20 protein-coding genes and 1 pseudogene are annotated in these 25,080 nt (G+C 71.6%); 9 read left to right on the plus strand and 12 right to left on the minus strand.

Annotated features, from left to right (window positions below):
- Nucleotides 1–34 precede the first annotated feature (34 nt).
- Together ABT009_RS04860 and ABT009_RS04865 are read right to left on the minus strand one after the other, a co-directional pair.
- Nucleotides 35–1,453: a HEAT repeat domain-containing protein gene (locus tag ABT009_RS04860; RefSeq protein WP_351289625.1), complete on the minus strand. Its 1,419-nt coding sequence runs from the start codon at nucleotides 1,451–1,453 to the stop codon at nucleotides 35–37.
- A 326-nt stretch (nucleotides 1,454–1,779) separates the two neighbouring features.
- Nucleotides 1,780–2,172, minus strand: a complete 393-nt coding sequence (locus ABT009_RS04865; RefSeq protein WP_351289627.1) for an ankyrin repeat domain-containing protein — start codon at nucleotides 2,170–2,172, stop codon at nucleotides 1,780–1,782.
- Nucleotides 2,173–2,476: 304 nt separating this feature from the next.
- Between ABT009_RS04865 and ABT009_RS04870 the strand changes: the two genes are divergently transcribed.
- Both ABT009_RS04870 and ABT009_RS04875 read left to right on the plus strand, forming a co-directional pair.
- Nucleotides 2,477–2,671: a hypothetical protein gene (locus tag ABT009_RS04870; protein WP_351289629.1), complete on the plus strand. Its 195-nt coding sequence runs from the start codon at nucleotides 2,477–2,479 to the stop codon at nucleotides 2,669–2,671.
- 49 nt (nucleotides 2,672–2,720) lie between these two features.
- Nucleotides 2,721–4,280, plus strand: a pseudogene (locus tag ABT009_RS04875) (hypothetical protein); the annotation flags it as partial.
- Nucleotides 4,281–4,858: 578 nt separating this feature from the next.
- Here the strand turns inward: ABT009_RS04875 and ABT009_RS04880 are convergent.
- Nucleotides 4,859–6,358 (minus strand): SCO1417 family PLP biosynthesis transcription factor, encoded by a 1,500-nt coding sequence (locus tag ABT009_RS04880; protein WP_351289631.1) that lies wholly within the window; start codon nucleotides 6,356–6,358, stop codon nucleotides 4,859–4,861.
- Nucleotides 6,359–6,576: 218 nt separating this feature from the next.
- On the opposite strand from ABT009_RS04880, the gene yczE reads away from it, so the two are divergent.
- From yczE to ABT009_RS04900, 4 genes are all read left to right on the plus strand, one after another.
- Nucleotides 6,577–7,200 (plus strand): membrane protein YczE, encoded by a 624-nt coding sequence (gene yczE / locus ABT009_RS04885; RefSeq protein WP_351290406.1) that lies wholly within the window; start codon nucleotides 6,577–6,579, stop codon nucleotides 7,198–7,200.
- Entirely contained in the window at nucleotides 7,197–7,964 is a 768-nt protein-coding gene (locus ABT009_RS04890; RefSeq protein WP_351289633.1) for a glycerophosphodiester phosphodiesterase family protein, read from the plus strand. The genes yczE and ABT009_RS04890 overlap by 4 nt, the downstream gene beginning before the upstream one ends.
- Before the next feature lie 81 nt (nucleotides 7,965–8,045).
- Nucleotides 8,046–9,383, plus strand: coding sequence for an MFS transporter (locus ABT009_RS04895; RefSeq protein ID WP_351289635.1), 1,338 nt, complete (start codon nucleotides 8,046–8,048; stop codon nucleotides 9,381–9,383).
- A 255-nt stretch (nucleotides 9,384–9,638) separates the two neighbouring features.
- A complete protein-coding gene (locus tag ABT009_RS04900; RefSeq protein ID WP_351289637.1) occupies nucleotides 9,639–10,013 on the plus strand; it encodes an RNA polymerase-binding protein RbpA in 375 nt (124 codons plus the stop codon).
- Nucleotides 10,014–10,382: 369 nt separating this feature from the next.
- Here the strand turns inward: ABT009_RS04900 and fxsA are convergent, their stop codons facing one another.
- From fxsA to ABT009_RS04920, 4 genes are all read right to left on the minus strand, one after another.
- Complete coding sequence (fxsA, locus tag ABT009_RS04905) at nucleotides 10,383–10,964, minus strand: FxsA family membrane protein (protein WP_351289639.1); 582 nt, start codon at nucleotides 10,962–10,964, stop codon at nucleotides 10,383–10,385.
- A gap of 88 nt (nucleotides 10,965–11,052) precedes the next feature.
- Nucleotides 11,053–11,844 (minus strand): polyprenol monophosphomannose synthase, encoded by a 792-nt coding sequence (locus ABT009_RS04910; RefSeq protein ID WP_351289641.1) that lies wholly within the window; start codon nucleotides 11,842–11,844, stop codon nucleotides 11,053–11,055.
- A 602-nt stretch (nucleotides 11,845–12,446) separates the two neighbouring features.
- The gene (locus ABT009_RS04915) at nucleotides 12,447–14,087 is read right to left on the minus strand and encodes an amidohydrolase (protein ID WP_351289643.1); all 1,641 of its coding nucleotides are present in this window, start codon (nucleotides 14,085–14,087) and stop codon (nucleotides 12,447–12,449) included.
- Between the two features lie 155 nt (nucleotides 14,088–14,242).
- On the minus strand, nucleotides 14,243–14,683 hold the full coding sequence (locus ABT009_RS04920; protein WP_351289645.1) for an Lrp/AsnC family transcriptional regulator: 441 nt from the start codon (nucleotides 14,681–14,683) through the stop codon (nucleotides 14,243–14,245).
- 285 nt (nucleotides 14,684–14,968) lie between these two features.
- Here ABT009_RS04920 and ABT009_RS04925 point away from each other — a divergent pair, with 285 nt between their 5' ends.
- Nucleotides 14,969–15,397, plus strand: a complete 429-nt coding sequence (locus ABT009_RS04925; protein ID WP_351289647.1) for a hypothetical protein — start codon at nucleotides 14,969–14,971, stop codon at nucleotides 15,395–15,397.
- Nucleotides 15,398–15,875: 478 nt separating this feature from the next.
- Here ABT009_RS04925 and ABT009_RS04930 read toward each other — a convergent pair whose 3' ends face one another.
- The 3 genes from ABT009_RS04930 to ABT009_RS04940 all read right to left on the minus strand — a co-directional run bounded on the left by ABT009_RS04930 (nucleotide 15,876) and on the right by ABT009_RS04940 (nucleotide 19,055).
- Nucleotides 15,876–17,048 (minus strand): acyl-CoA dehydrogenase family protein, encoded by a 1,173-nt coding sequence (locus ABT009_RS04930; protein ID WP_351289649.1) that lies wholly within the window; start codon nucleotides 17,046–17,048, stop codon nucleotides 15,876–15,878.
- A 350-nt stretch (nucleotides 17,049–17,398) separates the two neighbouring features.
- Nucleotides 17,399–17,548, minus strand: a complete 150-nt coding sequence (locus ABT009_RS04935; protein ID WP_351289651.1) for an SCO1431 family membrane protein — start codon at nucleotides 17,546–17,548, stop codon at nucleotides 17,399–17,401.
- Nucleotides 17,549–17,681: 133 nt separating this feature from the next.
- Complete coding sequence (locus ABT009_RS04940; protein ID WP_351289653.1) at nucleotides 17,682–19,055, minus strand: C39 family peptidase; 1,374 nt, start codon at nucleotides 19,053–19,055, stop codon at nucleotides 17,682–17,684.
- Between the two features lie 409 nt (nucleotides 19,056–19,464).
- On the opposite strand from ABT009_RS04940, the gene ABT009_RS04945 reads away from it, so the two are divergent.
- Both ABT009_RS04945 and ABT009_RS04950 read left to right on the plus strand, forming a co-directional pair.
- A complete protein-coding gene (locus ABT009_RS04945) occupies nucleotides 19,465–20,103 on the plus strand; it encodes a uridine kinase family protein (protein WP_351289655.1) in 639 nt (212 codons plus the stop codon).
- Between the two features lie 433 nt (nucleotides 20,104–20,536).
- On the plus strand, nucleotides 20,537–22,432 hold the full coding sequence (locus ABT009_RS04950) for an AAA family ATPase (RefSeq protein ID WP_351289657.1): 1,896 nt from the start codon (nucleotides 20,537–20,539) through the stop codon (nucleotides 22,430–22,432).
- A 110-nt stretch (nucleotides 22,433–22,542) separates the two neighbouring features.
- On the opposite strand, the gene ABT009_RS04955 is transcribed toward ABT009_RS04950, so the two are convergent.
- Together ABT009_RS04955 and ABT009_RS04960 are read right to left on the minus strand one after the other, a co-directional pair.
- On the minus strand, nucleotides 22,543–23,637 hold the full coding sequence (locus tag ABT009_RS04955) for a hemolysin family protein (RefSeq protein WP_351289658.1): 1,095 nt from the start codon (nucleotides 23,635–23,637) through the stop codon (nucleotides 22,543–22,545).
- On the minus strand, nucleotides 23,634–24,998 hold the full coding sequence (locus ABT009_RS04960) for a hemolysin family protein (protein ID WP_351289660.1): 1,365 nt from the start codon (nucleotides 24,996–24,998) through the stop codon (nucleotides 23,634–23,636). The genes ABT009_RS04955 and ABT009_RS04960 overlap by 4 nt, the downstream gene beginning before the upstream one ends.
- Between the last annotated feature and the right edge of the window lie 82 nt (nucleotides 24,999–25,080).

Genomic DNA, 25,080 nt, shown 5'->3' on the forward strand with positions numbered 1-25,080 from the left:
ACGGCCGGTGCGCTACACGGCCGATGCGTGGCCGCTACACAGCCGAAGCGTCGGGCCCGATCCTGCTGCGCACGGCGGTCTGTACCTCGGCCTCCTCGGCCGGATCGGAGGCGAGCCTTCTCAGCTGCTCCACGACGCGCACGTCGCCGGTCTCGGCATGTCGCGCGGCGACTTCGCGGGTGGATTCCTCGCAGTCCCACAGGCACTCGACGGCGAAGCCCGCGGCGAAGGACGGATCGGTGGCCGCCAGGGCGCGTGCGGCGCGGCCGCGGAGATGGGATGAGGCGGTTTCGCGGTAGAGGTGCCGCAGCACGGGGGCGGCGCAGACGATGCCGAGCCGTCCGGTCCCGTCGACCAGGGTGCCCAGCGTCGGGGCGTCCGGGCCGTCGCCGCGCACCGTCTCCCGCAGCGCGGCGAGTACGAGGTGGCTGTCCTCCGTACCGCCCCGGCAGGCGAGCATTCGCCCGGCGGCCGCGCCGAGGACGTCGGGGCGGCCGGCCCAGCGCCTGGCCCGCTCCACCGCGGCGACGCTGCACATCCGTTCGAAGGCGTCGACGGCCGCGTCCACGACGAGCCGCGACGGGCTGTCCACAGCGGCCTCGATCAGGTCGAGCGCCGCGGGATCCTGGGCCGCGGCCAGGTAGCGCAGGGCCGTGCAGCGTGCCCCGTCGTTGCCGCTGCGCGCGGCCTCGACGATCGCCGGCCGGTCGTCAGGGCCTGCGACGGCGGTGAGGCAGCGCGCGGCCGGGACGTGGAGGAGCGCGCCGCGCTCGATGCCCTGCTGGGCCCAGTCGAAGACCGCCTGGACGCTCCAGCCGGGGCGCGGCCCGGTCGGGGTGAGCTGCCGCTGCCAGCGGTCGAACGAGCCCCTCTCCCCCGCCGCCCGCACCCGGGAGGCGATCGCTTCCCGCGGGTCGTCGGCCCACAGCCGCCACGGCCTCGGTTCGAAGGCGTCCCGGACCGCGGCGGCCAGTTCGGCATCGCCTTCTGGGGTCGACGGGAAGCGGGCGAGGACGGCCACGGCCAGGCCGCGCAGCCCGGCGTCGTCGTCGCGCAGCGCGAGCTCGTCCAGCGCCCAGGCCCAGTTGGTGCCGTAGGCCGCGTACCGCCGCAGCAGTTCGAGCGCGTCGCGCCTGCCGTAGGAGGCGAGGTGGCCGAGCACCGTGAGTGCCAGCCCGGTGCGTGACTCGTCCGTCTCGAGGACGTCGTCCGGGGCGAAGAGGTGCCGCTCGATCTCGTCGAGCTCGCCGCGGAGGTCGAGGAAGAGGCGCGCGTAGTAGAGGGAGCGGTTCTCCACCTGCCAGTCGTGGCGGGGGTCGTGCAGCACACAGTGGTTCAGCGCCGCGAGCGCCTCGGCGCGCGGTGCGGTGAGCGCGTGCAGTGTGCCGTCGCCGCGGCCCCGCTGGAGCAGGCCGAGCAGCGTACCGCTGGGCGCTATGACCGGATCGAACATGGAAACAGCCTCACATCAAGCGTCGACGCAACCGGGGATACCGCACTACCTGGCCGCGCGACAACACGTCGGGGCGCCCGCCGTCTCTTGCTTGCTGTAGACCATCTTCCTCTGCCTCTCGTCGGTGGCCCGCCGGGAGCGGGCCGCTCACGATCCGCGCGGTGCGGCAACACCTGCCCAGTCGTCGCGTCCGTGAACCACGACGTCATGATGACCCAGCGGTTCTGTCCGTCGCGACCACATTTCCGACGGCTCAGCGCGCTCTGATCAGTCCGATCGGCAATTTCCGGCGATTCAGAGCGCCCCGAACGCTCCGATCGGGCGCCTCAATGCGCCCCGAACAGTTCCAGCAGGTCGGCCTTGCCGAACATCCGGGCCGTGTCGACGGCCGACGGCGTGCCCGCGGCAGGGTCCGCGCCGCCGTCGAGCAGTGCCCGGATCACCGCCTCCTCGCCCTTGAAGACGGCGCCCGCGAGCGGCGTCTGCCCGCGGTCGTTGGCCTGGTTCGGCTCGGCGCCGCGCTCGAGCAGGGCGCGGACCGCGTCCGCGTGGCCGTGGTAGGCGGCGAGCATCACGAGCGAGTCGCCCTTGTCGTTGGTGAGGTTGGCCGGGACGCCCGCGTCGACGTATGCGGCGAGCGCCTCGGTCCGGCCCTGGCGCGCCATGTCGAAGATCCTGGTCGCCAGCTCCACGACCTCCGGGTCGGGGGCTTCGGTCATAGGCTCGGACCACCTTTCGACTGCGGGTCTCCGGTGCGCGGTGATGCACGGCCGAGCACCCGTACGGATGAATCGCCAGCGTACTGCCCGTGCGGGCACATGTCGGGCCCCGGCAGAGGCAAAGATCATCACGATGACGCGCGCATCCCGAGGGCCGCCCGGGTGGCGGAGCCGGACCCTGCCAGTCGATGGAAATCAGCGGAATTTCACCCAGTTGCACCTTTTATCGTATGGATACATGCTGTGAGCCTGGAAGTACTCATGGTGACTGTCCTGACTGTCCCCACTGACCAGGAGACCTCTCATGATTCTCTCCATCTCGGGCGTCGTACTGCTCGGCGTCATCGTCGTCCTCTTCTGCCGCAAGGACGGGCTCAAGGGCACGCACGCGGTCGTCTGCGGGCTCTTCGGCTTCTACCTCGCCAGCACGGCCATCGCCCCCAGCATCAAGGCCGGTGGTGCGAGCCTGGCGAGCCTGCTGGGCGGGATCAAGTTCTGACGCTCCCGCCCGGTACGCACCCTCTCGAACGCACCCTCAGGAGACCGACGTGTCCCGGCGCGTACTCCCCCGCATGAGCAACGGCAGCGCACAGTTCGCCCGAGGCCGGGAGCTGGCGCGGTCGGCGGCCCACGCGGCCGGCGACGTGCTCCACCCGCTGCTCACGATCACCCGTGGGCTGCGCCGGCTGGCCGCCGCCGGGCGGCGCAAGTGGGCCGCGACGCCGAAGGACCGGCGCGGGCCGCTGCTGTTCCTGGTGAGCTCCCTCCTGCTCGTCGTCGTACTGATCCCCTACGGTCCGCTGCTGACGGGCGTCGTCCTGCTGGCGGCCGCTGCCTGGACGGGCCGGGACCGCGCGTCCCGGTCGTCCGCGAGCGCCCCGGGCGCAGCGCAGCTGCGGCGGCTCACCTCGCTCTACGAAGCGCTCGTCCCGTACTTCTCGGTCCCCGAGGACCCGAGCCCGCTCTTCGCGCACGGCGGCGAGTGGAACAAGGCCTTCGCTTCCTACGAGTTCGACGAGGCAGGCCGCATCTCGCGCCTCGAGATCCGCTACCCCGCGTACTTCACGGACGGCGAGGCCGAGTCCCGCGCGCGGATCGAGCACCTGGTGCACGCCAAGTCGGGCCGCGGTCGCGAGTACCGCTTCGACTGGGACGAGGAGGGCAACCAGCTGACCGTTTCGGTGCTGCCCCCGCTGCCCACGCACATCGCGGCCCAGCGCTTCGTCACGACGCCGGGTGAGACGGTTCTCGGCTTCACCGACCCGTCGGGGGTGCCGCGGACGCTTCCCGTGGCGGACGGCGGCGGACGGCGCGACGTGCCGCCGGTCGTCTGGCGCACCGGCATCCGCTCCACCGAGCCGCATCTGCTGGCCGTCGGCCAGCCCGGCAGCGGCACGACGACCCTGCTGCGCTCGATCACGTTGCAGGCCCTGCAACACGGCGACGTGCTGATCGTGGAGGGCAGCGGCACGGGCGAGTACGCCTGTCTGACGGGACGGCACGGCGTCCTGGCCGTCGAGTGCGGGCTCGCCGGGGCGTCGGCGAGCCTGGAATGGGCGGCACACGAGACGGAGCGGCGCCTGATCGCGGCGAATCGGGCGCGCCAGGCGGGTCAGCCGGCTCCGGCCGACACGAAGCGCCCGCTGTGGGTCCTCCTCGACCGCCCGAGCATCCTCGGCCACCTCGCGGCCGCGGACGGCCGCAGGGATCCGCAGAGCCTGCTCCAGGTGCCTCTGCGGCACGGTCGGGCGGCCAACGTGACGGTGGTCGTTGCGGATCAGTTCGACAGTCTCGACGCCCTCAGCGACGCGGTACGCCAGCACACACGCGCGCGTGTCGTCCTCGGCCCCGCCACACCGGAGCAGATCGAGGGCGTACTCGGAGTGCCTCCGCACACCACCCCCACGACGGACATGGCCCCCGGCCGGGGCTACGCCCGGCTGGGCGCGGGCCCGGTGCACCGGCTGCAGGTCCCGGCCACACCCGACCCGTACGACGACGCGACCAGCGAGTCCCACCGCACGGCGGTGACGAGCCTGCTGCCGGAGCGCGTGGGAGCGGCCGAGGACCGGGCGGACAAGGCTGTCCCCGACGCGGCTGCCGGCGAGCCGGAGCCCGTCGCAGTGGGGGCCGCCGTGACGGAGGCACTCCCGTCGCCCCTCGTGGAGACGGCTGCCGGAGAGCGTACGGGCGACGGCGTGCCCGTCGGGGCAGCCGCCACTGCCACGCACATGCGCGAGGCGACGGTCGAGGCGCCCGTGCAGGTCGCTGCTGCCGCCTCTGCCACCGGAACCGAGGCTGCAGAGAGGGCAGCCGAGGAAGCCGTGGCCGTGGCGACGGCGACCGCGCGGGAGGGAGCGGCCGCCGGCGGCCCGGAGGCGCATCGGTCAAGGGTCGCCGCATCGCCGGCAGCCGGGTCACCGGCCGGATCGCCTGTGGCCGGATCACGCACGGGGTCACCGGTGTCATCGGGGTCATCGCTGACCGGCCCGCCCGTGTCCGGATCCCAGGTCTCCCAGCCTCCATCCCCCGAAAGCGCGAGCGAGTCCGCGGTCGCCGAACCGGTTGTCACCGAATCCGCGGTCGCCGATTCGGGGGTCGCCGCGGCACCCGTCGCAGAGGCCGCGGGGGCCGAGCGCTGAGGTACACCGCCGGGGCCGAGCGCTGAGGAACCCAGCGCTCAGGCTCAGGCCACGAACGTCCGCGGCGCCTCCGTCCCCGTCGTCGCGCCGCTCTCCACCAGGCGCGCCGCGGCCGCGAGTCGCGTGGCGGCCTCATCGGCCACGGCACCGCCGACGGTGAACGGCAGCCGTACGTACCCCTCGAAGGCACCGTCGACCCCGAAGCGGGGGCCGGAGGGCACGCGTACCCCCACCCGCTCGCCCACTTCGGCAAGGCGCGACCCGGACAGGCCGCCCGCACGCACCCACAGCGTGAGTCCGCCGGACGGGATCTCGAACTCCCAGTCGGGCAGTTCGCGCCGCACGGCGGCGACCAGGGCGTCGCGGTTGTCCCGGGCCTGGCCGCGGCGGAGGTCGACGGCCTCCTGCCACCCGCCTGTGGTCAGCAGCCAGTTGACGGCAAGCTGCTCAAGGACGGGGGTGCCCAGGTCCGCGTAGGCGCGGGCCGACACCAGACTGCGGATCACGTCGGGCGCGGCGCGCACCCAGCCGATGCGCATGCCGGCCCAGAACGCCTTGCTGGCCGAGCCGACCGTGATCACCGTCGAGCCCGCGGGGTCGAACGCACAGACGGGACGCGGCATCTCCACACCGGGATCGAGGTGGAGTTCGCTCATGGTCTCGTCGGCGACGAGCACGGTGCCCGCCGAGCGGGCGGCGTCGACGAGCCGGCGGCGTTGGTCCTCGTCTGCCAGGGCGCCCGTCGGGTTGTGGAAGTCGGCGACGACGTAGGCGAGCCGGGGCCCGGCATCGCGGAACACCTGGCGCCAGCGGTCCATGTCCCAGCCGGCGAGCCCTTCGGCCATGGCGACCGGGACGAGCCGGGCGCCGGCCTCCCGCATGAGCTGGAGGATGTTGGCGTAGCTGGGCGACTCCACGGCGATGCGCTCGCCGCGGCCGGCGAAGAGGTGGCAGATCGCGTCCATCGCGCCCATCGCACCGGTGGTGACCATGATCTGTTCGGGCATGGTCGGGATGCCGCGCGCGGTGTACCGCTCGGCGAGCATCTCGCGCAGGGCGGGCAGACCCGCCGGGTAGTCGCCGTGCGTGTGCGCGTACGGCGGCAGCTCCTCCAGCGCGCCGTGGACCGCGCGGGTGAGCCAGGGTTCGGGGGCGGGCAGCGCCGCACAGCCGAGGTCGATCATGGAGCCGAGGGCCTCGGGCGGCAGAGGCTCGAGCCCCCGCGCGGGCAGCGGGTTTCCGGCGGGTACGGCGGTCCAGCTGCCCGCTCCCCTGCGGGACTCGAGGAACCCTTCATTGCGCAGCTCCTCATAGGCCGCGGCCACCGTGGTGCGGCTGAGTGACAGCGCCAGGGCCAGCTCGCGCTCCGCAGGCAGGCGCGCGGCGACCGGTACGCGCCCTTCGAGGACGAGCACCCGGATGCCGTCGGCGAGCGCACGATAGGCCGGCGGCCGGCGGGTGCCGGGGCCCGCGGGCCGGGCCTGCTGGGAAGTGATCAGCCGGGCGAGCTGCACCGAGCCCACCGCCGAAGTCCAGTGCGCCATGCTTTCCAGTCCACCTTCCCCGAATTGGCCATGGAGGGCGTGCGTTACCAAGCCACAGAGTGTCACGAACCAGTCCACTACTACCACCAGGGGGGCATCTCTTGTCCACGCCGTCCGTACGCGCGAGCTCCGAGAGCTCCGATACGCCCGAAAGGCCCGGGCCGACCGGCCCCGCGCCGACAGCGCATCTCGCGCCGAAGAGGCACCTCACACGAAGGCTGCTCCAGCTCTACGTCGGTCTCGCGCTGTACGGCGTGAGTTCAGCGCTCCTCGTGGAGTCGGGTCTGGGACTGGAACCATGGGGCGTGCTGCACCAGGGCCTCGCCGAGCTGACGGGGCTGACGATCGGCGTCGTGTCGATCATCGTGGGCGCAGCGGTGCTGCTGCTCTGGATTCCGCTGCGGCAGCGCCCGGGCCTCGGCACCGTGTCGAACGTGTTCGTGATCGGCATCGCGATGGACGGCACCCTCGCGCTGGTCCCCGACGCACACAGCCTGGCGGTACGGATCCCGCTGCTCGTGGGCGGGATCGTGCTCAACGGAGTCGCGACCGGCCTCTACATCGCGGCGAAGTTCGGCCCGGGCCCGCGGGACGGCCTGATGACGGGCCTGCACCGGCGTACCGGCCGGTCGATCCGCCTGGTCCGCACGGCCATCGAGGTGGCGGTCGTGGCGACCGGCTTCGTCCTCGGCGGCACGGTCGGCATAGGAACGGTGCTGTACGCGCTCGCGATCGGCCCTCTAGCCCAGGTGTTCCTGCGCGTCTTCGCCGTCCCCACGGCATCCGCGGGCAGCACAGTCGTTGCCGGTTCGCCACCGAATGGAGCGATACTCCATCCGTGACCACCGCCATACGCCACCCCTACCTCGACCATCCGGGGCCCATAGCCTTCGCCCACCGCGGCGGAGCGGCCGGCGGCCTGGAGAACACCGCGGCCGCCTTCCGGCACGCGGTCGAGTTGGGCTACCGCTACATCGAGACCGATGTCCACGCGAGCTCCGACGGCAGGCTCGTGGCCTTCCACGACGCCACGCTGGACCGGGTGACGGATGCGGCCGGCCGTATCGCGGACCTTCCGTGGAGCGAGGTGCAGCACGCGCGCGTGGCGGGCACCGAACCCGTTCCCCTCTTCGAGGAACTCCTCGAGACCTTCCCCGACGTGCGCTGGAACGTCGACATGAAGGCGGAGCCCGCGCTGCTCCCGCTGATGGACCTGATCGAGCGCACGCGCGCGTGGGACCGCATCTGCGTCGGCTCGTTCTCCGAGGCGCGGGTGGCCCGGGCGCAGCGCCTCGCGGGCCCGCGCCTCGCGACGTCGTACGGCACTCGGGGTGTGCTGGGGCTGCGCCTGCGGTCGATCGGCGTCCCGGCCGCGGTGCGCCGCTCCGGGGTGTGCGCCCAGGTTCCCGAGACCCAGTCCGGCGTCCGCGTCGTCGACCACCGCTTCGTGCGCGAGTGCCACGCGCGTGGGCTGCAGGTCCACGTCTGGACGGTCAACGAGGCCGAGCGGATGCACGCGCTCCTCGACCTGAGTGTGGATGGCATCATGACCGATCACATCGAGACGCTGCGCGACGTGATGAAGGACCGCGGGATCTGGGTCTGACGGCACGCCGCGCGCGTCCGCGTAGGGGAGACCGAGGGCGAAGCGAGGCCGCGGGTGGGGACAGGACCGGGAACCGGCGCCGTGCGGACGGCGGCCGACGGCGGCGACGAGAAGGCCGCCCGGCGGCGCGAACAGCGCGGCTGGTACGTCTACGACTGGGCGTGCTCCGTCTACTCGACGAGCGTGCTGACGGTGTTCCTCGGCCCCTATCTCACCGAGGTCGCCAAGTCCGCCGCGGACGCGGACGGTTTCGTGTACCCGCTGGGCATCCCGGTCCGCGCCGGATCCTTCTTCGCGTACTCCGTGTCCGCGTCCGTGATCCTGTCGATCCTCCTGATGCCGCTGGCGGGTGCGGCAGCCGACCGTACGGGCCGCAAGAAGCCACTGCTCGCGGCCGCCGCCTACCTGGGCGCGGCAGCGACAGCGGGCATGTTCTTCCTGTCCGGCGACCGCTATCTGCTCGGCGGTGTGCTGCTGATCGTCGCCAACGCGTCGCTGGCGGTCTCGATGGTGCTCTACAACTCGTATCTGCCGCAGATCGCCGCCCCCGAGGAGCGCGACGCCGTGTCATCGCGCGGCTGGGCCTTCGGCTACGCCTCGGGTGCCCTCGTCCTGGTCGCCAATCTGGTGCTCTTCACGGCCCACGACAGCTTCGGGGTGTCCGAGGGAACCGCGGTACGCATCTGTCTTGCCTCGGCGGGCGTGTGGTGGGGCGCCTTCACGCTGGTCCCGCTGCGGCGGCTGCGCGACCGCCGGACGCCGGCCGCCGAGGCTTCCGCCCACGGCTGGCGCCAGCTGGCCGCGACCGTACGCCACATGCGCCGCCATCCCCACACGCTCGCCTTCCTTCTGGCCTATCTCGTCTACAACGACGGCATCCAGACCGTGATCTCGCAGGCGTCGGTCTACGGCTCCGAGGAGCTCCGGCTCGGTCAGTCGACCCTGATCGTCGCGGTGCTGCTGGTGCAGGTGCTGGCCGTGGCGGGCGCGCTCGGGATGGGCCGGCTAGCCCAGCGGTACGGCGCCAAGCGGACGATCCTCGGTTCGCTGATCGCCTGGACGCTCACCATCGGGGCCGGGTACTTCCTGCCCGCGCGCACGCCCGCGTGGTTCTTCGTGCTCGCCGCGGGCATCGGGCTGGTGCTGGGCGGCAGCCAGGCGCTGTCACGGTCGCTTTTCTCACATCTGGTGCCGAGCGGAAAGGAAGCCGAGTACTTCTCCGCGTACGAGATGAGCGACCGCGGGATGTCGTGGCTCGGCCCTCTGCTCTTCGGGCTCACATACCAGCTGACCGGGAGTTATCGGTCCGCGATCATCTCGCTGGTGCTCTTCTTCGTGCTCGGTTTCGTGCTGCTCGCACGGGTTCCCGTGCGGCGCGCCATCCAAGATGCGGGCAATCCCGTTCCCGAACGGATTTAACACCGGAGGGCAAAGGGCGGTAGTGTACGCGTTTGGCCTGCCTGGCGGACCGTTACTGCGCGCCAAAGCTCTATAAGCGCTGGGTGACATCTGCTGTCAGATGTGACAAACCGGGCGTCGGTGGGTACAAAAAGGGGCGGCTACGACGGCGACGCATGACCCAGAACGGGAATCTTTACCGCCGACCGGACGTTGACCGGATGACGACGACAGCGACACCTGTCCTGTGGGCGACAAGCCCGGGAGGCACGATTCATGAGTGAGCGAGCTCTTCGCGGCACGCGCCTCGTGGTGACCAGCTACGAGACGGACCGCGGCATCGACCTGGCCCCGCGCCAGGCCGTGGAGTACGCATGCGAGAAGGGGCACCGCTTCGAGATGCCCTTCTCGGTTGAGGCGGAGATCCCGCCGGAGTGGGAGTGCAAGGTCTGTGGGACCCCGGCACTCCTGGTGGATGGCGACGGCCCTGAGGAGAAGAAGGCGAAGCCTGCGCGTACGCACTGGGACATGCTGATGGAGCGGCGCACTCGCGAGGAGCTGGAAGAGGTTCTCGAGGAGCGGCTGGCCGTTCTTCGCTCCGGCGCCATGAACATCGCCGTGCACCCGCGGGACAGCCGCAAGTCCGCCTGACCCGAGGGTCGGGCGACCGCCGAAGGCACACAGCCGCGGCTGCCACACGTCGGTGTGGCAGCCGCGGCTGCTTACTGCCTGCTACCTGGCCGTGGGGCCGACCGCCTGGTCTGCCCGGCTGCGGGGAGACCACCTGGCCTGCCCGGCCGTGGGAACGACCGCCTGACCTGCCCCGGCTGTGGGAACGACCGTCTGGCCTGCCTGGCCGCGGGGCTGACCGCCTGGTCTGCCCGGCCGTGGGGAGACCGCCTGGTCTGCCCGGCTGTGGGGCCGACAGCCTGGCCGCGGGGCCCACCGTCTGATCTGCCGGGCCGTGAGGCCCACCGCTGGGAGCCCTGCCGTCGGGCCGGGCTGCAGTTACATCCGCGGTCAGGGCGTCAGGGGCGGACGCGGGCCCGCGTCCGGGTGCGAGGCGGGCGGTGCGTCGTCGCGGATGACCTCGCCCTGGACGACCTTGCCGTCGGGCCGGCGTATACGAGCCTGCTGGAAGGCGTCTCCCAGACTGCCGGGAGTGGCAGCCTGCAGCCGCCGCTCGAACGTCCGCTCCGCGTACCGGCTCAGCACCTTCTGGACCGGCGGCAGCAGGCAGAGCAGACCCAGGGCGTCGGAGATCAGACCCGGCATGATCAGCAGCAGCCCGCCGAGCATCGTCAGCGCATTGCCGCTGCCGCGCCGGTCCCCTGCCGGGACCGCGGCCGTCTGCTGTTGCTGCAGCGCCTCGCTCAGACGCCGGAAGGCCCGGCGCCCGGCTCGCTTGATGAGCACGGAGCCCAGCACGATCCCGGCGATCAGCAGCAGGAAGACGGTGAACCCGCCTGCCGCGTCCGCCACGACGGTCAGCAGCCAGATCTCCAGTACCAGCCACGCGGCGATGGCGAGCGGCAGATAGGAACGCGGCCGGGAGCGCCGGGGCCGGGCGGGGTTCGTGGGAGGCGTCGTGCCAGTCATCATTCCCCCAGTGTGCCGGTGCCGGGCTCAGACCCGCGTAAGCGGCCGGCCAGCCGGAACGACAGCCCCGGCATCGGGGCATGGTGGGGACTCAGGCGCGCTTTCGGCCCAGCAGGCGGCCGACCCGCTCCTCCACGCCCCACGCCGTGACCCGCCACAGCGCCTCGGCGACGATGTCCCGGCTCATCTTGGAGTCCCCGTGCTCGCGCTCGACGAAGGTGATGGGCACCTCGACGACGTGGTAACCCGCCTTGACCGCACGGCGTGCCAGGTCGACCTGGAAGCAGTAGCCCTGTGAGGCGACCTCGCGAAGACCGAGGCCCTCGAGGGTCTCGCGGCGGAAGGCGCGATAGCCGCCGGTGACGTCCCGGATCGGGACGCCGAGCAGCAGCCGCGAGTAGGTGCTGCCGCCGCGGGAGAGCATCTCGCGGGAGCGAGGCCAGTTCACGACGCGGCCGCCGGGCACCCAGCGGGAACCGAGCACCAGGTCGGCGCCCTTGAGCGCGGTGAGCAGCCGGGGCAGTTCCTCGGGCTGGTGCGAGCCGTCGGCGTCCATCTCGATCAGTACGCCGTAGCCGTGCTCGAGACCCCAGCGGAAGCCCGCGAGGTAGGCCGCGCCGAGGCCTTCCTTGCCCCTGCGGTGCAGCACCTGGACGTGGTCGTCACCGGCTGCGATCTCGTCGGCGAGTTCGCCGGTTCCGTCGGGGCTGTTGTCATCGGCGACGAGGATGTGCGCGTCGGGCACGGCGGCCCGCACACGGTCGACGATCGACTTGATGTTCTCGGCCTCGTTGTACGTCGGGATGATCACCAAGGCCGTGCCGAGCGGACCGAACTGCCGCCCCCGGGCTGCCGCCCGTACGCTCTCATCACCGTCGTTCACTGCTGCCCCTTCACGTCCGTGCGCAGGGCACCACCATAGTGGCCGCTGCCTGCGCCGTCGTGGCCAGCAGGCCCTTGTGGGGGTGTCGATACGACAAGAATCAGGCAAGAGAACGGCAAGACGAAGCGGGAGGCCGAGCGGGTGTCCGCGCGGTCGGCAGGGACCGCTGCGGATCGGGGCCCGGCGCCCTTCGGGCCGACCTGGGACCCGCTGGCTGCGGATCTACCGAAAGCCGTTGTCTACTGAGCATCCGGGCCCCACCCGGGTCGCACCGTCCCCCAGGCTCTTGGGGAGCAGGGAGGGACCCCCATCCGGCAGGAACGTTCCCTCGCCCCCGAGGCGCGGGTGCTGGGACTGGCTCCCAGTGGTGGTGCGCCGGTGCGGCACACCACCCCATGACCCAGCCGCGATCGACGACTGCGTGGAGGTTCCCCGTCGGACGTCCAGTGGTGGACCCGGCCGAACCTACCGGCCGACCGCGGCTCTCTGTCAACAGCCGTTCGACCTGCGAGGATTCCCCGAATCGGCAGGTCAGTGCCGAGGATACGCAGGTAGCGCAACGGAATCGCGGGCCAAGATCGACTGCGCGCCTCCCCGGTACATCACTCGTCCGGCCGTACGAAGACCGTCTGCCCGAACACCACTGTGCGCAGGCAGACGGGCAGTTCGGCGTCCGGGGAGAGATCCGGCAGGCCAGGGGTGCCGGAGCGGGGGTCGGTGGACCAGCGTGCGACGCGGTCGTCGGGCGCCTGTACGACGAGGTCGCCGGTGCGCCACACGGCGTAGTCCGCGGGCGCGCCGGGCACCAGGATCCCCGCGTCGTCCCGGCCGATGGCTCGCCAGCCGCCGCGCGTATGAGCGGTGAACGCGGCGCGCACCGAGACGCGGTGCTCGGGCGTGCGGTGGAAGGCCGCGGCGCGGACCGTGCCCCACGGGTCGAGTGGCGTGACGGGGCTGTCGGAGCCGAAGGCCAGCGGGACGCCGGCACGCAGCAGGGCCGCGAACGGATTGAGGGTACGCGCGCGTGCGGCGCCGAGGCGCTGGGCGTACATCCCGTCCTCGCCGCCCCACAACGCGTCGAAGGCCGGCTGGACAGAGGCGGTGAGGCCGAGTTCGGCGAAGGCCGCGATGGTCTCCGGGGTCAGCATCTCGGCGTGCTCCACGCGGTGCCGGGCGGCGCGAATACGGTCGAGGCCGACCTTGTCGGCGGCGGCGCGCACGCCCTCGACGACCGCGGTGACGGCGGCGTCGCCGATGGCGTGGAAGCCCGCCTGCAGTCCCGCCTCGGTACAGGCGATGACATGGTCGGCGACCGCCGCGGTGTCCAGGTACGCGGCCCCGGTGTGCGTGGCGTCGGCGTACTGGTCGTGCAGGCACGCGGTGTGCGAGCCGAGGGCACCGTCGACGAACAGGTCGCCCGCGGCGCCGATCGCGCCCAGATCCCTGATCTTCTCGGCGCCCCGGGCGTCCGCGATCTGCTCGCCCCAGTAGCCCACGACGCGCGGCCCGAGCTCCTCCGCGGCCAACCGCAGCAGCCCGGTGAAGTCGTCCTCACTGGAGATGTCGGGACCCGCGCACTCGTGCACGGAGCCGATGCCGAGCGAGGCGGCGTGCCGCAGGGTGGCGCGCTGGGCCTCCGTGCGCTGCTCGGGGGTGACGGCGGCCTGGGCGGCGGCGCGCACGGCGTGGTGGGCGTCGCGGGTGAGCGGCCCGTCGGTCTGGTATCCGGCGCGCTCAGCGATGCCTGGCACGAGGTCGAGCAGCGCCGTGCTGACGACCGCGGAGTGGACGTCGATACGGGAGAGGTAGAGCGGGCGGCCACCGGTCGCCTCGTCGAGCTCGACGCGGGACGGTGCGCGCCCGCCCGGCCAGCGGGCGGCGTCCCAGCCGTGGCCGAGGAGGACCCGGTCGTGGGGACGTGCGGCGGCATGCCCGCGTACGAGTGCGAGGGCCTCGTCGAGGCTCCGGGCGCCGGTCAAGTCCAGGCCGGTGAGGGTGAGCCCGGTCGCCGTCGTGTGGACGTGGGCGTCGGTGAACGCCGGGGTGACCAGGGCGCCGTCGAGGTCGATCACCTCGTCGACGCCGTCCGCGAAGGCGTCGGCGGCCCCCTCGGAGCCGACCCAGGCGACGTGTCCGCGTTCGACGACCATCGCGGTGGCGAAGGGGTCGGCGGGGGTGTGGATGTCGCCGCGGCGCAGCAGCACGGTGCGATGGTCTCTGCGACTGAGGGGGCTTTCACTCATGGGGACAGTTTCTCCCCCTGGGCCCCTGCCGCCTTACTCGGGTTGCACGTCGGGGCGCCGTACGTCGTGGGTTGCGCCCACCCTCCCCCAGCTACCGCTGGGAGGTGCCCCCCGCCCTGCGGAACGATTGCCCACAACGGTGGCGCGCTCGCCGGTCAGACCTTGGGGGGTCTTGCCTCGTACGGGGTGGAGAGGACCACCGTCGTGCGGGTTGAGACGCCGGCTAGGGAGCGGATGCGGGTGAGGAGGTTTTCCAGTTCGAGCGGGGTGGCTACCCGCACCTTGAGGATGTAGTTCTCGTCGCCGGCGACGCTGTGGCAGGCCTCGATCTCCGAGACGCCGGCGAGCCGGTCCGCGATGTCGTCCGGCGCACTGGGGTCGAACGGCTTCACCGAGATGAAGGCCGTGAGCGGCAGCCCGACGGCCTCGGGGTCGACGACCGCGGCATAGCCGCGGATGACGCCACGCTGCTCCAGCCGGCGCACCCGCTGGTGCACGGCCGACGTGGACAGACCCGTGGCCTTGCCCAGGTCGGTGTAGCTCATCCGCCCGTCCTTGACGAGCAGCTGCACAATCTGACGGTCCAGCTCCTCCATGGCGCAAAAGCTACAGTGCGCATGATCCTCCGGGATACATGCGCGGCTATGTGGAGGATGGCCCGGCCACTGGACCATCCCCCGTTTTCCCCCGGTTTCCGGTCTTCCGGCCACCAATGCCCCCCTCGGCGTTCGAGGTTTCGGCATCTGCAACTGGCATGTGACGAACACCACAGGACTGCGACCGTGTCTGCGGGTTGGGCGTGATTACCCGTACGACCAGGCGGGAAGTGCTTGCTGTGGTCCAGGCCGCAGCGCCTTGTCGGCCCACCCGAGGGGGAGTTCATGCAGAGTCTTAAGCGTCCCGGTCGCCCTGCCCGCGGCAGGCAGCAGCCGGTCATCGAGCCCGCACCGGAGGGCGTCGAACCGGTCGAGGACGATCTCGACACCTACGACACTCTGGAGATGTACCGGGTGATCTGCCCGGACTGCGCCCAGCCGATCGCCCTCCTGGCGGACGAGGACGTCCTGCCCGAGCATGCACTGTGCGCGTCTCCGTGGAACCCGTTCGGGCTCACGGTCTGCCCCGGCACGGGCCGCTGGGCGTCCGACGCACGGCCCGCGGACGAGTCGCTGGAGGCCCAGGAGCAGGACACCGGCTTGCTGCTGACGCTCCCTCAGGGGCTGGACTGGCGAAAGCAGCCGTTCTCGCACGTTGGCGGCCCGGGCTCGCGCCCGATCCGGATCCCGGCGATCCGCCGCTCTGCTGCGTAGCCGCCACCCCGCGGTCCGGTAACCCCGGTCGCCCCCCGATCCGCCCCAATAGCTGATCTGATCAGTCTGTGTAGCCGATCGGCCCCAGTAGCTGTCCTGCACCATCGCGAAGACACTGCCGTGGTGCAGGATCAGTGCGTCCGGAGCCGCGCGAGCGGAGGCCGCCAGCCGGACCGGGAGGCCCGGCATCGCGGGCATGACCTGAACGCAGAGTCGATTCCTCGTACCGGTGACCTGTCCCCCCTCCCGGGCGTTGCACCAGGCATGACCCCTCCGCATGCGACAGGCCGCCGTCGCCGCCTCCTGGTCCCCGCTCTCCCTGTTCCAGCAGAATCGGTTCCCCGTCCGCCCCAGCTTCCGGACCCGCCGATCTACCGCGCCTTGATGACCTCGTGGGCCAACCGCGGCAAGACGCTGCCGGGGCGCCACGACCCGGAGTGGGTACGGCTCGCGGCGCCCCTGGTCAGGGCGGGACAGTTCAGCGGGACTCGGGTCCCGCGAGGTGACGGGCGATGACCATCCGCTGGATCTGGTTGGTGCCCTCCACGATCTGCAGCACCTTCGCCTCACGCATGTAGCGCTCGACGGGGAAGTCAGCGGTGTAGCCATAGCCTCCGAGCACCTGGACGGCATCGGTGGTGACCTTCATCGCGGTGTCGGTGCACAGCAGCTTCGCCATCGCGGCCTGCTTGGAGAACGGCTTGCCCGAATCGCGCAGGCGGGCCGCCGCGAGGTAGAGGGCCCGGCCGGCCTCGATCTGCGTGGCCATGTCGGCCAGCATGAACCGCAGCCCCTGGAAGTCGGCGATCGGCCGGCCGAACTGCCGGCGCTCGGTGGCGTACGCCAGGGCCGCGTCCAGCGCCGCCTGGGCCACGCCGATCGCACAGGCCGCGATGCCGAGCCGCCCGGAGTCGAGTGCGGACAGGGCGATCGCGAAGCCCTGGTTCTCCTCACCGATGCGGCGGGTGTCCGGCACACGTACGCCGTCGAAGTGCAGCTGAGCGGTGGGCGAGCCCTTCATGCCCATCTTCTTCTCGGGTGCCGCGGCGCTCAGGCCCTCGGCGTCCCCGGGCACCAGGAACGCCGTGATGCCGTGCCTGCCCTCGCCGCCGGTGCGGGCGAACACCGTGTAGAAGTCGGCGACACCACCATGGGTGGTCCAGGCCTTCGTACCGGTGAGCACCCAGTTGCCACCGTCCCGCACGGCCTTCGTACGCAGGGACGCCGCATCGGAACCGGAGGCGGGCTCGGACAGGCAGTACGCGCCGAGCAGGCCGCCGCCGAGCATGGCGGGCAGGTGCTCGGCCTGCTGCTCCTTGGAGCCGTAGCCCGCGAGCGCGTGGCAGGAGAGGGAGTGGACGCTGACGCCGAGGCCGACGGTCAGGCGCGCGGCGGCGAACTCCTCGAGGACCTGGAGATAGACCTCGTACGGCTGGTCACCGCCGCCGTACTCGGAGTCGTAGGGCAGTCCGAGCAGTCCGGTTTCGGAGAGGAGGGTGAAGACCTCGCGCGGAAAGCGCCCGGCGTCCTCCTCCTCGGCCGCCTTCGGGGCGATCTCGCGCTGTACGAGATCACGTACGAGCGAGAACAGGTCCCGGGCCTCGTCCGTGGGCAGTTGACGGTCCACCGGCTGCGGGGCGCGGTCGTTCATGGCGACGCTCTCCTCCCTGTCGGGCACTGCGGCGGACGCGCGCACGGGGTGTGGCGGCGCCGCCGACGGGGTCCGGGCCCATCGGCGGCAGCCGCGGGTCACCAGCCCCGGAAAACTCAGCACGCCTCAGCCGATGCTGCCCTCCCGGGTCGCGGAACGGGCTGATCAGCGGCTGCGGCGCGTTGAGTATGCCCGATCGGAGGCAACGCGTCACGGGGTGAGTGGATCTCGCTCGGAGGACCTCGAATTGGTCCGAACCAGTGACGCGACGCTCCGGTCGCCGCAGGGGCCCGACCACACGAGTGCGGTCACTTGAGCCCGGTCACAGCAGCCCGGTCACATGAGTCCGATCACAGGAGTCCGGCCTGCGTGACGAACATCGCGAGGACCACGACCAGGACCCAGCCCAGGATGTGCTCCAGGATGCCGGGTCCGTCGTCGGGACCGCCCGTGCGGGTGCGGGTACGGGTGCGGCCGGCGGTGGCGGAGGTCGAGGTCATGGCAGCTCGCTTGACGTCGTACGGCAGTGGACATCCCCCCGGTGATCTGTCCACCTTGCCACCGAAAAGTCCTCCTCAGGGCGCCTTACGGGCGAGACATCGGTCACGCGCCAGGGCACGCACCACGGAGGGCTCAGCGCACGCCCACCGCGGCCAGCGCCCTCACCTGCTGCGGGGTCGGCCGGGCCGGGAAGTACAGGTAGCAGACGCCGCCGGTACCGGAGACCACCTTGCCGGTGGAGTTGTACCGCTTCGCCCTCAGCCAGATATTTTCCCACTCGCGCCTGTCGTAGACGCGCCGTACCGCCTCGTCGCTCGGCGACGCCGGATCGTTGGCGATCACGTCGCCGTCGGCGGTGAAGCCGATCACCGTCATCAGATGCCCCGACGTGCCGTAACCGGCCCCCGTGAGCTCCTCCTTCAGGAACGACTGCGAGGTGATCGCCGGGATCCCCGCGCCGATCAGCGTCTCCAGGTCGGTCAGCGAGCCGAGCCGGGTGACGACGCCCTGCAGGTCCTTGTACGTCGCCGCGTAGGCCGCGTTGAACGGCCAGTTGCCGCAGCCCTCGTACTGGTAGTCGTACGTGAATCGCGCCGCGTGGCACACCTGCGGGTCGGCGTAGGAGGGGTCGACCCAGGCGAGGTCCTCGGCCGTCGGCTTCCGGCCCCAGTATTCGATGATCATCTGCGAGGAGGTGGGGCTGCACCAGGCCTCGCCGCCGTTGTCGTACTCGGGGTACTGACCGGCGTGAATGCTCTGCGAGTACCGCGGAACGATCAGCTCCCTGGCCGACCCGGGCGTCGAGGCGGGGACGGTGAAGCGGTCCGGGATGTCGGAGCCCATCGCGCCAAGTCGCCACACCGTGGGCGTGGCCTTGCTGCCGGGCGTGCGGTAGAGCGTGAGGCGCAGCCGGTACGAGACGAGGCGGAGCCCGGACGCCGGGTCGTCGATCGCGAAGGTGTCCGTCCAGATGCTGCTCTTGCCGTCGCCCTGGTCGTCGACCGAGGTGCGCTTGATGTCCTGGTCACCGGAGGCCCAGCGCCCCATCACGTACCAGGGGGTGTCCGTGCCGTCGGTGTAGGTGCCCTTCAGTTCGACCTGGAGCCAGGTGCCGGCGGGCGTGTGCGCGTTCCAGGAGGCGATGGCCTCGGTCGAGGGCACGGAGAGACGGTGGACGGGCGAGGTCCACTCGGCGTACTCCCAGGTCGCGGTCTGCCCGGTGTGGGGGTCGGTGTAGTCGATGGTGCCCGCGGGCCGGCCGATCACCACGCCGGGGCGTGCCCCGGCGACCACTCGACTGCCTGCGGATGTGCCGCTGCGCCAGTCCGTGTACGAGGTCCAGGCGCGGTTGTCGACCAGGGACGTGGCGGCGGTGGCCTGGGTGCCCCCGGCGAAGGCGGACACGTCGGCGGTGGCGGCGGACGCACTGCCGGTGCCGCCGGCCGCCGCGGCGGCGATCGCGGCGGTGAGCACGGTCCTGCGGGACATCGGGTGGGATCTGGTCATGGACGGGATTCCCCCAGTGGCGTCGGATCCGGAAGAGGTAGGTCAGGTTCACGACAGTGGCCCAACTATGGCCGGTGCCAAGCGTGTTCTGCCAGCACATCGGAGGCCGCCACGCCCACCAATATTGGCCTTGACCTCTGAACATTCCGGCGCGGGGCGGCCAGTAGCTCACCAATCGGATTGGCTATCCGTAGCAATCCCATGGCAGAGTGTCACTCGCACGCCCGGCGCCCAGGCGACGTCGGGCGCCCTCCTCGGTCGGGTCATGCGGCTTGGCCGACCAGCGTCCGGAGGGACGTGCCACGCGGGCTGACGGCTCCTGCCGTTCAGTACCAGGGCACGAAGGCGATTGGCTCACATCTCTGAGCAACACTGGGGATCACTAAGCCAATCAGAGACGCTTGAGGCGATGACCATGCAAACGCCGCTTCTCCGACTCGCCCGGACCCTTCAGGGGCTACCCCCTTCGTGTGGTCCGGTCCGGCTGGTCGGGGTGGACGGGCACGCGGGGTCCGGCAAGTCCACGTTCGCCGTGCGGCTGTCCCAGGCGCTGGGCGGAGCCCCGGTGCTCCGTCTCGACGACATCGCGACGCACGAGGAGCTGTTCAGCTGGACGGAGCGGCTCGGCGAGCAGGTGATCGAGCCGCTGTCGAGGGGCGAGACCGCGCGCTACCTCCCCTACGACTGGCACGCCCGCCGCTTCGGAGCCGCACTCCCCCTGGAGCCCGCTCCGGTGGTCCTGGTCGAGGGCGTCGGCGTGGGCCGCCGGGCGCTGCGGCCGATGCTGGCACTTCTGCTGTGGATGGAGCACCCGGCGGACGAGTCATGGGACAGGGGCCGCCGCCGGGACGGTCCGGAGCAGAGTGAGTTCTGGGCAGGATGGGTCGCCGCCGAGCGGAAGCACTTCGCCGAGGACCCGTCCCGGCCCTTCGCCGACCTTCTGGTACGACAGTGCCCTGAGGGATACAAGGTGCTGCCGGGACCTGCTGCGACCGCGGAATCCACCCGCGCCGTAACGCTTCGTGATGGCCCGTCTGCGGTGCGCTGAAGCCGCCGAAAGCCGCTTCCACGAGTTTCCGAGAGTGTCCTCAACTCGGCTTGACCGACACGTCGTACAGGACTTACGTTCTCAATGTGCGGCCTTCCGAGGCCGCCCCACAGACGCGAAGCCCCCGGTTGTTCCCCCGTGATCGGGGGCTTCGTTCTGCCCTCTTCACCCTTCGGCGCCTGCGCCGAGCCGTGATTCGATCACCCTCGGTCACCGTTCTGGTGTGCGCCCTCTCTGCTCCCACCTGCCCGATCCTCCGTTGCGCCACCCTTCGGCCCGCGATCCCCCGCAGGTACGATGCCTCTCGGTGCGACCTTCGGACGGCTGCTCATCGCACCGGGTCAACTCCCGTCCACGGCAATGCGGTTCGACGAGGGCTGTCGGCGGGCAACGGCCCGGCGGCACCACGGGGGCACGGTATGTGGGGGACGTGATGGACTTCGGTACGCAGGGGTCACCGGGCCCGGCGGACCTCGCCTGGCTGCGCGGGGTCGATGCCTACACGATGGGCGCGTATCCGCAGGCGGAGGAGGAGTTCCGGGACGCCGTACGGATGGACCCGGGCATGGCCGACAGCTGGCTCGGACTGCACGCGCTGCGCATCGACACGACGACGGCGCTGCTGCGGATGTTCCGGCACCGCGACCGCTTCGGCGAACAGCGCGCCAGGCACCGCCGGGCACTGAACTCCTGGTACTGGCTGGGCTGGTGGGTGCAGCCCGTCCTGGAGTCGCCGCGCGACCTGCTGCTGGCGCACGCCTCGCACTGGCTGGACGGCCGCCATGTGCCCGAACTGGACCGGGCCCTGGCCGGGCTGCCGCCGGTCGACGCCGATCCGCAGGTGCGCTTCCTGCACGCGTGCCGCGCCTATCTGGTCAAGGACTGGGAGCAACTGGTCCGGCACACCGACCCGCTGATCGACGACCCCATCCTGGGCATCGAGGCGGGCCTGTTCGCGGGCATGGCGCGGGTCCGGCTCGAGACGTACGCCCAGGCCGAACCGCTGCTGTCCTCCGCGCTGATGCGCTGCCGCAGCGAGCAGCCGCAGCGCAAGGAGCTGCGCTACTGGCTGGCGCGGGCGCACGAGGGCACGGGGCGCAGCGCGGCGGCGCTCCCGCTGTACCGGGCGGTGCACCGGGTCGACCCCGCCTTCATGGACACCTCGGCGCGGCTCGCGGCCATCGCGGAGGGGGACGGCTACGACGAGGCCGCCGACCTCGCGTCGATCACCCTGACCGGCCTCGGACAGGACACCGTGGACGGACCCGAAGGCACCGATTCGTTCATCGGTGGGGAGGGCCGCGACCTCAAGGTGAGCGAACCCGATCTGCCGCCGCCAGCCGGGGCGGTGCCGTCGGCCCCGTCCACGGTGCAGGACACCGACGCGGTGCGCGAGAAGGCGGTGGTGCCGGTGCAGCCCGGGCCACCGCAGCTGCCGACCGGACCCGCCGACTCCGCGCTGCTCGAGGAAGCGCTCGCCGAGCTGGAGCGCATGGTGGGTCTCGAGCCGGTGAAGCGCCAGGTGAAGGCGTTGTCGGCCCAGTTGAACATGGCGCGGCTGCGTGCCGGTAAGGGCTTGCCGGTCCAGCCTCCGAAACGGCACTTCGTCTTCTCGGGCCCCTCGGGCACCGGCAAGACCACGGTGGCCCGCATCTTAGGCAGGGTCTTCTACGCGCTCGGGCTGCTCGGCGGTGACCATCTGGTCGAGGCCCAACGCGCCGATCTGGTCGGCGAGTACCTGGGCCAGACCGCCGTGAAGGCCAACGAGCTGATCGACTCGGCGATCGGCGGCGTCCTCTTCGTCGACGAGGCGTACGCCCTGTCCAACTCGGGCTACGGCAAGGGCGACGCGTACGGCGACGAGGCCCTGCAGGTGCTCCTCAAGCGGGCCGAGGACAACCGCGACCATCTCGTCGTCATACTCGCGGGCTACCCCGAGGGCATGGACCGCCTGCTCGCCGCCAACCCAGGGCTGAGCTCCCGCTTCACCACCCGCGTCGACTTCCCGTCGTACCGCCCGCTCGAACTGACCTCCATCGGTGAGGTCCTTGCTGCCGAGAACGGCGACGTGTGGGACGAGGAGGCGCTGGAGGAGCTGCGCTCCATCAGCGGACACGTCGTCGATCAGGGCTGGATCGACGAGCTCGGCAACGGCCGCTTTCTGCGCACGCTCTACGAGAAGAGCTGCGCGTACCGGGATCTGCGGCTGTCGGGGTACGCGGCGACGCCTACCCGCGACGACCTGGCGACGCTGCGGCTGCCGGATCTTATGCAGGCGTACGGGGAGGTTCTGTCGGGCCGCGGTCCGGGCGGCCCGACAGGGGTGTGAGTCTGCGGGCCATCGGTCGGTCTGTGCCCACCCGTTCCTCCCCCAGTGCCTTAAAGGCCTGGGGGGACTCCCACCGGAACGCCTGCCCACAAACCGACCGACGGCCTACGTCAGCCCGCCAGCGCCCCCTCCGGAGCCCCCGTCCGCGGCTCCGTGACCCGGGGCGCGGGCGCCGCCTCGGCGACCGCTCTGTGCGCCGGATCCCGCACCTCGCCGACGAGCAACTCCAGTACGTCCTCGAGCGCCACAAGCCCCAGCACACGCCCCGACGCGTCGGCGACCTGCGCCAGATGCGTCGCGGCGCGCCGCATCACGGTCAGGGCGTCGTCGAGCGGCAGCTCCGCACGGAGTGTCGTCATGGGCCGCCAGATCTGCTGCGGCACGGCCCGGTCGCTGTCCTCCAGATCGAGTACGTCCTTCACATGGAGGTAGCCCATGAAGGCGCCCCCCTCCGCGACCACCGGGAAACGGGAGTAGCCGGTGGAGGCGGTGAGTGCGACGACCTGGCCGGGGGTGACCGACGGGCCCACGGTCACCAGCGAGGCGCGGTCCAGCAGAACGTCCGTCACCGGGCGAGAGCCCAGCTCCAGGGCGTCCTCCAGGCGCTCCTGCTCCTCGGGGTCGAGCAGGCCCGCCTGGCCGGCGTCCTCCACGAGCCGGCCCAGCTGCACGCTGGTGAAAACGGCCTCGACCTCGTCCCTGGGCTCGACCCGGAAGAGCTTGAGGACGAGCCGGGCGCAGGCGCCGAGGCCCACGGTGACCGGCCCGCACAGCCGAGCGAAGGCGACCAGGCCGGGGCTCAGCCACAGCGCGGTCTTCTCGGGGGCCGCCATGGCGAGGTTCTTCGGGACCATCTCGCCGATGACGAGGTGCAGGAAGACGACCACGGCGAGCGCGATGACGTAGCCGAGGGGGTGGATCATGCCCTCTGGCAGATGGATCGTCTCGAAGGCCGGTTCGAGCAGATGTGCCACGGTCGGCTCGGCGACCGCGCCCAGCGTCAGCGAGCAGATGGTGATGCCGAACTGGGCGGCCGCCATCATCTGCGGCAGATTCTCCAGGCCGTAGAGGACCTGGCGGGCCCGTGTGGACTCCAGGGGCTCGATCTGGCTCCGGCGTACGGAGACCAGCGCGAACTCGGCGCCTACGAAGAAGCCGTTGGCGAGCACGAGCAGGAGGGCGAACAGGAGTTGGAGCAGGCTCATCGGGCGGCCTCCGCCCCCGCGGCCGCGACGGACTCGGCGTCCGCGACGGACTCGGGGTCCCCGGTCCTGACGATGCGGACGCGCTCGGCGCGGTAGTGGCCGACCTGCCGCACCGACAGCCGCCAGCCGGGGAGCTCGGTGCGGTCACCGGGTACGGGGATCCGGCCGAGCAGATCGGCGACGAGTCCGGCGACGGTCTCGTACGGGCCCTCGGGGACGTCGAGTCCTATGCGCTGCAGGGTGTCGACGCGGCAGCTGCCGTCGGCGTCCCAGGCGGGGCGGCCGTCCTCGGGCGGGGCCGCGGCGAGTTCGGGCAGGTCGTGTCCGTCGTGCTCGTCGCGCACCTCGCCGACGAGCTCCTCGATGATGTCCTCGAGCGTGACGACGCCGGCCGTGCCGCCGTACTCGTCGACCACTATGGCTATCGGCTGCTCGCTGCGCAGCCGCTCCAGGAGGGGCTGCACGGGCAGGGTCTCGGGGACGAGCAGCGGTGCCTGCGCGATGCTGACCACGGGCGTGCGCCGCCGGTCGGCGGACGGCACGGCGAGGGCGTCCTTGAGGTGCACCATGCCGATGATCTCGTCGATCCGCTCGCGGTAGACCGGGAAGCGGGACAGGCCCGTGGCACGGGTGAGGTTGACCACATCCTCGGCGGTCGCGGAGGACTGCAGCGCGCTGACCTTCACGCGGGGCGTCATCACGTGCTGGGCGGTCAGGTCGGCGAGGGAGAGCGTGCGTACGAAGAGGTCGGCGGTGTCCTGTTCGAGCGCGCCTGCCTGTGCGGAGTGCCGGGCGAGGGAGACCAGTTCGTCGGGGGTGCGGGCGGAGGCCAGTTCGTCGGCGGGCTCGACGCCCAGGGCGCGCACGAGCCGGTTGGCCACCGCGTTCAGCCCGGCGATGACCGGCCTGAACAGCCGCGAGAAGACGTGCTGCGGGCCGGCGACGAACCGCGCGACCTGCAGGGGCCGTGAAACCGCCCAGTTCTTCGGTACGAGTTCGCCGATCACCATCTGCACGGCGGAGGCCAGCAGCATGCCGACGACCACGGAAACGCCGGAGACGGCACTCTCGGGCACGCCGAGGGCCGTGAACGGTCCGGAGAGGAGCTCCGCCAGGGCCGGTTCGGCGAGCATGCCGACCACCAGTGAGGTGATGGTGATGCCGAGCTGGGTGCCGGAGAGCTGGAAGGAGAGCTCCCGGAGGGCGTTCACGACGCTGTGGGCCCGTCGGTCGCCGGCGGCCGCTGCCTGCTCGGCGTCCGGCCGCTCCACGGTGACGAGGCCGAACTCGGCCGCGACGAAGAATCCGTTGGCGAGAATCAGGAGGAAGGCCGCCGCAAGGAGCAGCAGGGGGATGGTCATGCCACCGCCTCCGGACCGACGCGGACGGGGTCCGCGGGGGGTCGGGAGGGGGCGGCGCAGGTACTACAGGACGAACCGTCCA

The sequence above is a fragment of the Streptomyces sp. NPDC002896 genome (assembly GCF_040295225.1).
Lineage (GTDB): Bacteria > Actinomycetota > Actinomycetes > Streptomycetales > Streptomycetaceae > Streptomyces.

What these genes read in the sequence shown, in the direction of transcription:
- ABT009_RS04860 (WP_351289625.1), bottom strand. Translation starts at nt 1,453, where the DNA reads ATGTTCGATCCGGTCATAGCGCCCAGCGGTACGCTGCTCGGCCTGCTC.
- ABT009_RS04865 (WP_351289627.1), bottom strand. Translation starts at nt 2,172, where the DNA reads ATGACCGAAGCCCCCGACCCGGAGGTCGTGGAGCTGGCGACCAGGATC.
- ABT009_RS04870 (WP_351289629.1), top strand. Translation starts at nt 2,477, where the DNA reads ATGATTCTCTCCATCTCGGGCGTCGTACTGCTCGGCGTCATCGTCGTC.
- ABT009_RS04880 (WP_351289631.1), bottom strand. Translation starts at nt 6,358, where the DNA reads ATGGCGCACTGGACTTCGGCGGTGGGCTCGGTGCAGCTCGCCCGGCTG.
- ABT009_RS04900 (WP_351289637.1), top strand. Translation starts at nt 9,639, where the DNA reads ATGAGTGAGCGAGCTCTTCGCGGCACGCGCCTCGTGGTGACCAGCTAC.
- fxsA (WP_351289639.1), bottom strand. Translation starts at nt 10,964, where the DNA reads ATGATGACTGGCACGACGCCTCCCACGAACCCCGCCCGGCCCCGGCGC.
- ABT009_RS04915 (WP_351289643.1), bottom strand. Translation starts at nt 14,087, where the DNA reads ATGAGTGAAAGCCCCCTCAGTCGCAGAGACCATCGCACCGTGCTGCTG.
- ABT009_RS04920 (WP_351289645.1), bottom strand. Translation starts at nt 14,683, where the DNA reads ATGGAGGAGCTGGACCGTCAGATTGTGCAGCTGCTCGTCAAGGACGGG.
- ABT009_RS04925 (WP_351289647.1), top strand. Translation starts at nt 14,969, where the DNA reads ATGCAGAGTCTTAAGCGTCCCGGTCGCCCTGCCCGCGGCAGGCAGCAG.
- ABT009_RS04930 (WP_351289649.1), bottom strand. Translation starts at nt 17,048, where the DNA reads ATGAACGACCGCGCCCCGCAGCCGGTGGACCGTCAACTGCCCACGGAC.
- ABT009_RS04935 (WP_351289651.1), bottom strand. Translation starts at nt 17,548, where the DNA reads ATGACCTCGACCTCCGCCACCGCCGGCCGCACCCGTACCCGCACCCGC.
- ABT009_RS04940 (WP_351289653.1), bottom strand. Translation starts at nt 19,055, where the DNA reads ATGACCAGATCCCACCCGATGTCCCGCAGGACCGTGCTCACCGCCGCG.
- ABT009_RS04945 (WP_351289655.1), top strand. Translation starts at nt 19,465, where the DNA reads ATGACCATGCAAACGCCGCTTCTCCGACTCGCCCGGACCCTTCAGGGG.
- ABT009_RS04950 (WP_351289657.1), top strand. Translation starts at nt 20,537, where the DNA reads ATGGACTTCGGTACGCAGGGGTCACCGGGCCCGGCGGACCTCGCCTGG.
- ABT009_RS04955 (WP_351289658.1), bottom strand. Translation starts at nt 23,637, where the DNA reads ATGAGCCTGCTCCAACTCCTGTTCGCCCTCCTGCTCGTGCTCGCCAAC.
- ABT009_RS04960 (WP_351289660.1), bottom strand. Translation starts at nt 24,998, where the DNA reads ATGACCATCCCCCTGCTGCTCCTTGCGGCGGCCTTCCTCCTGATTCTC.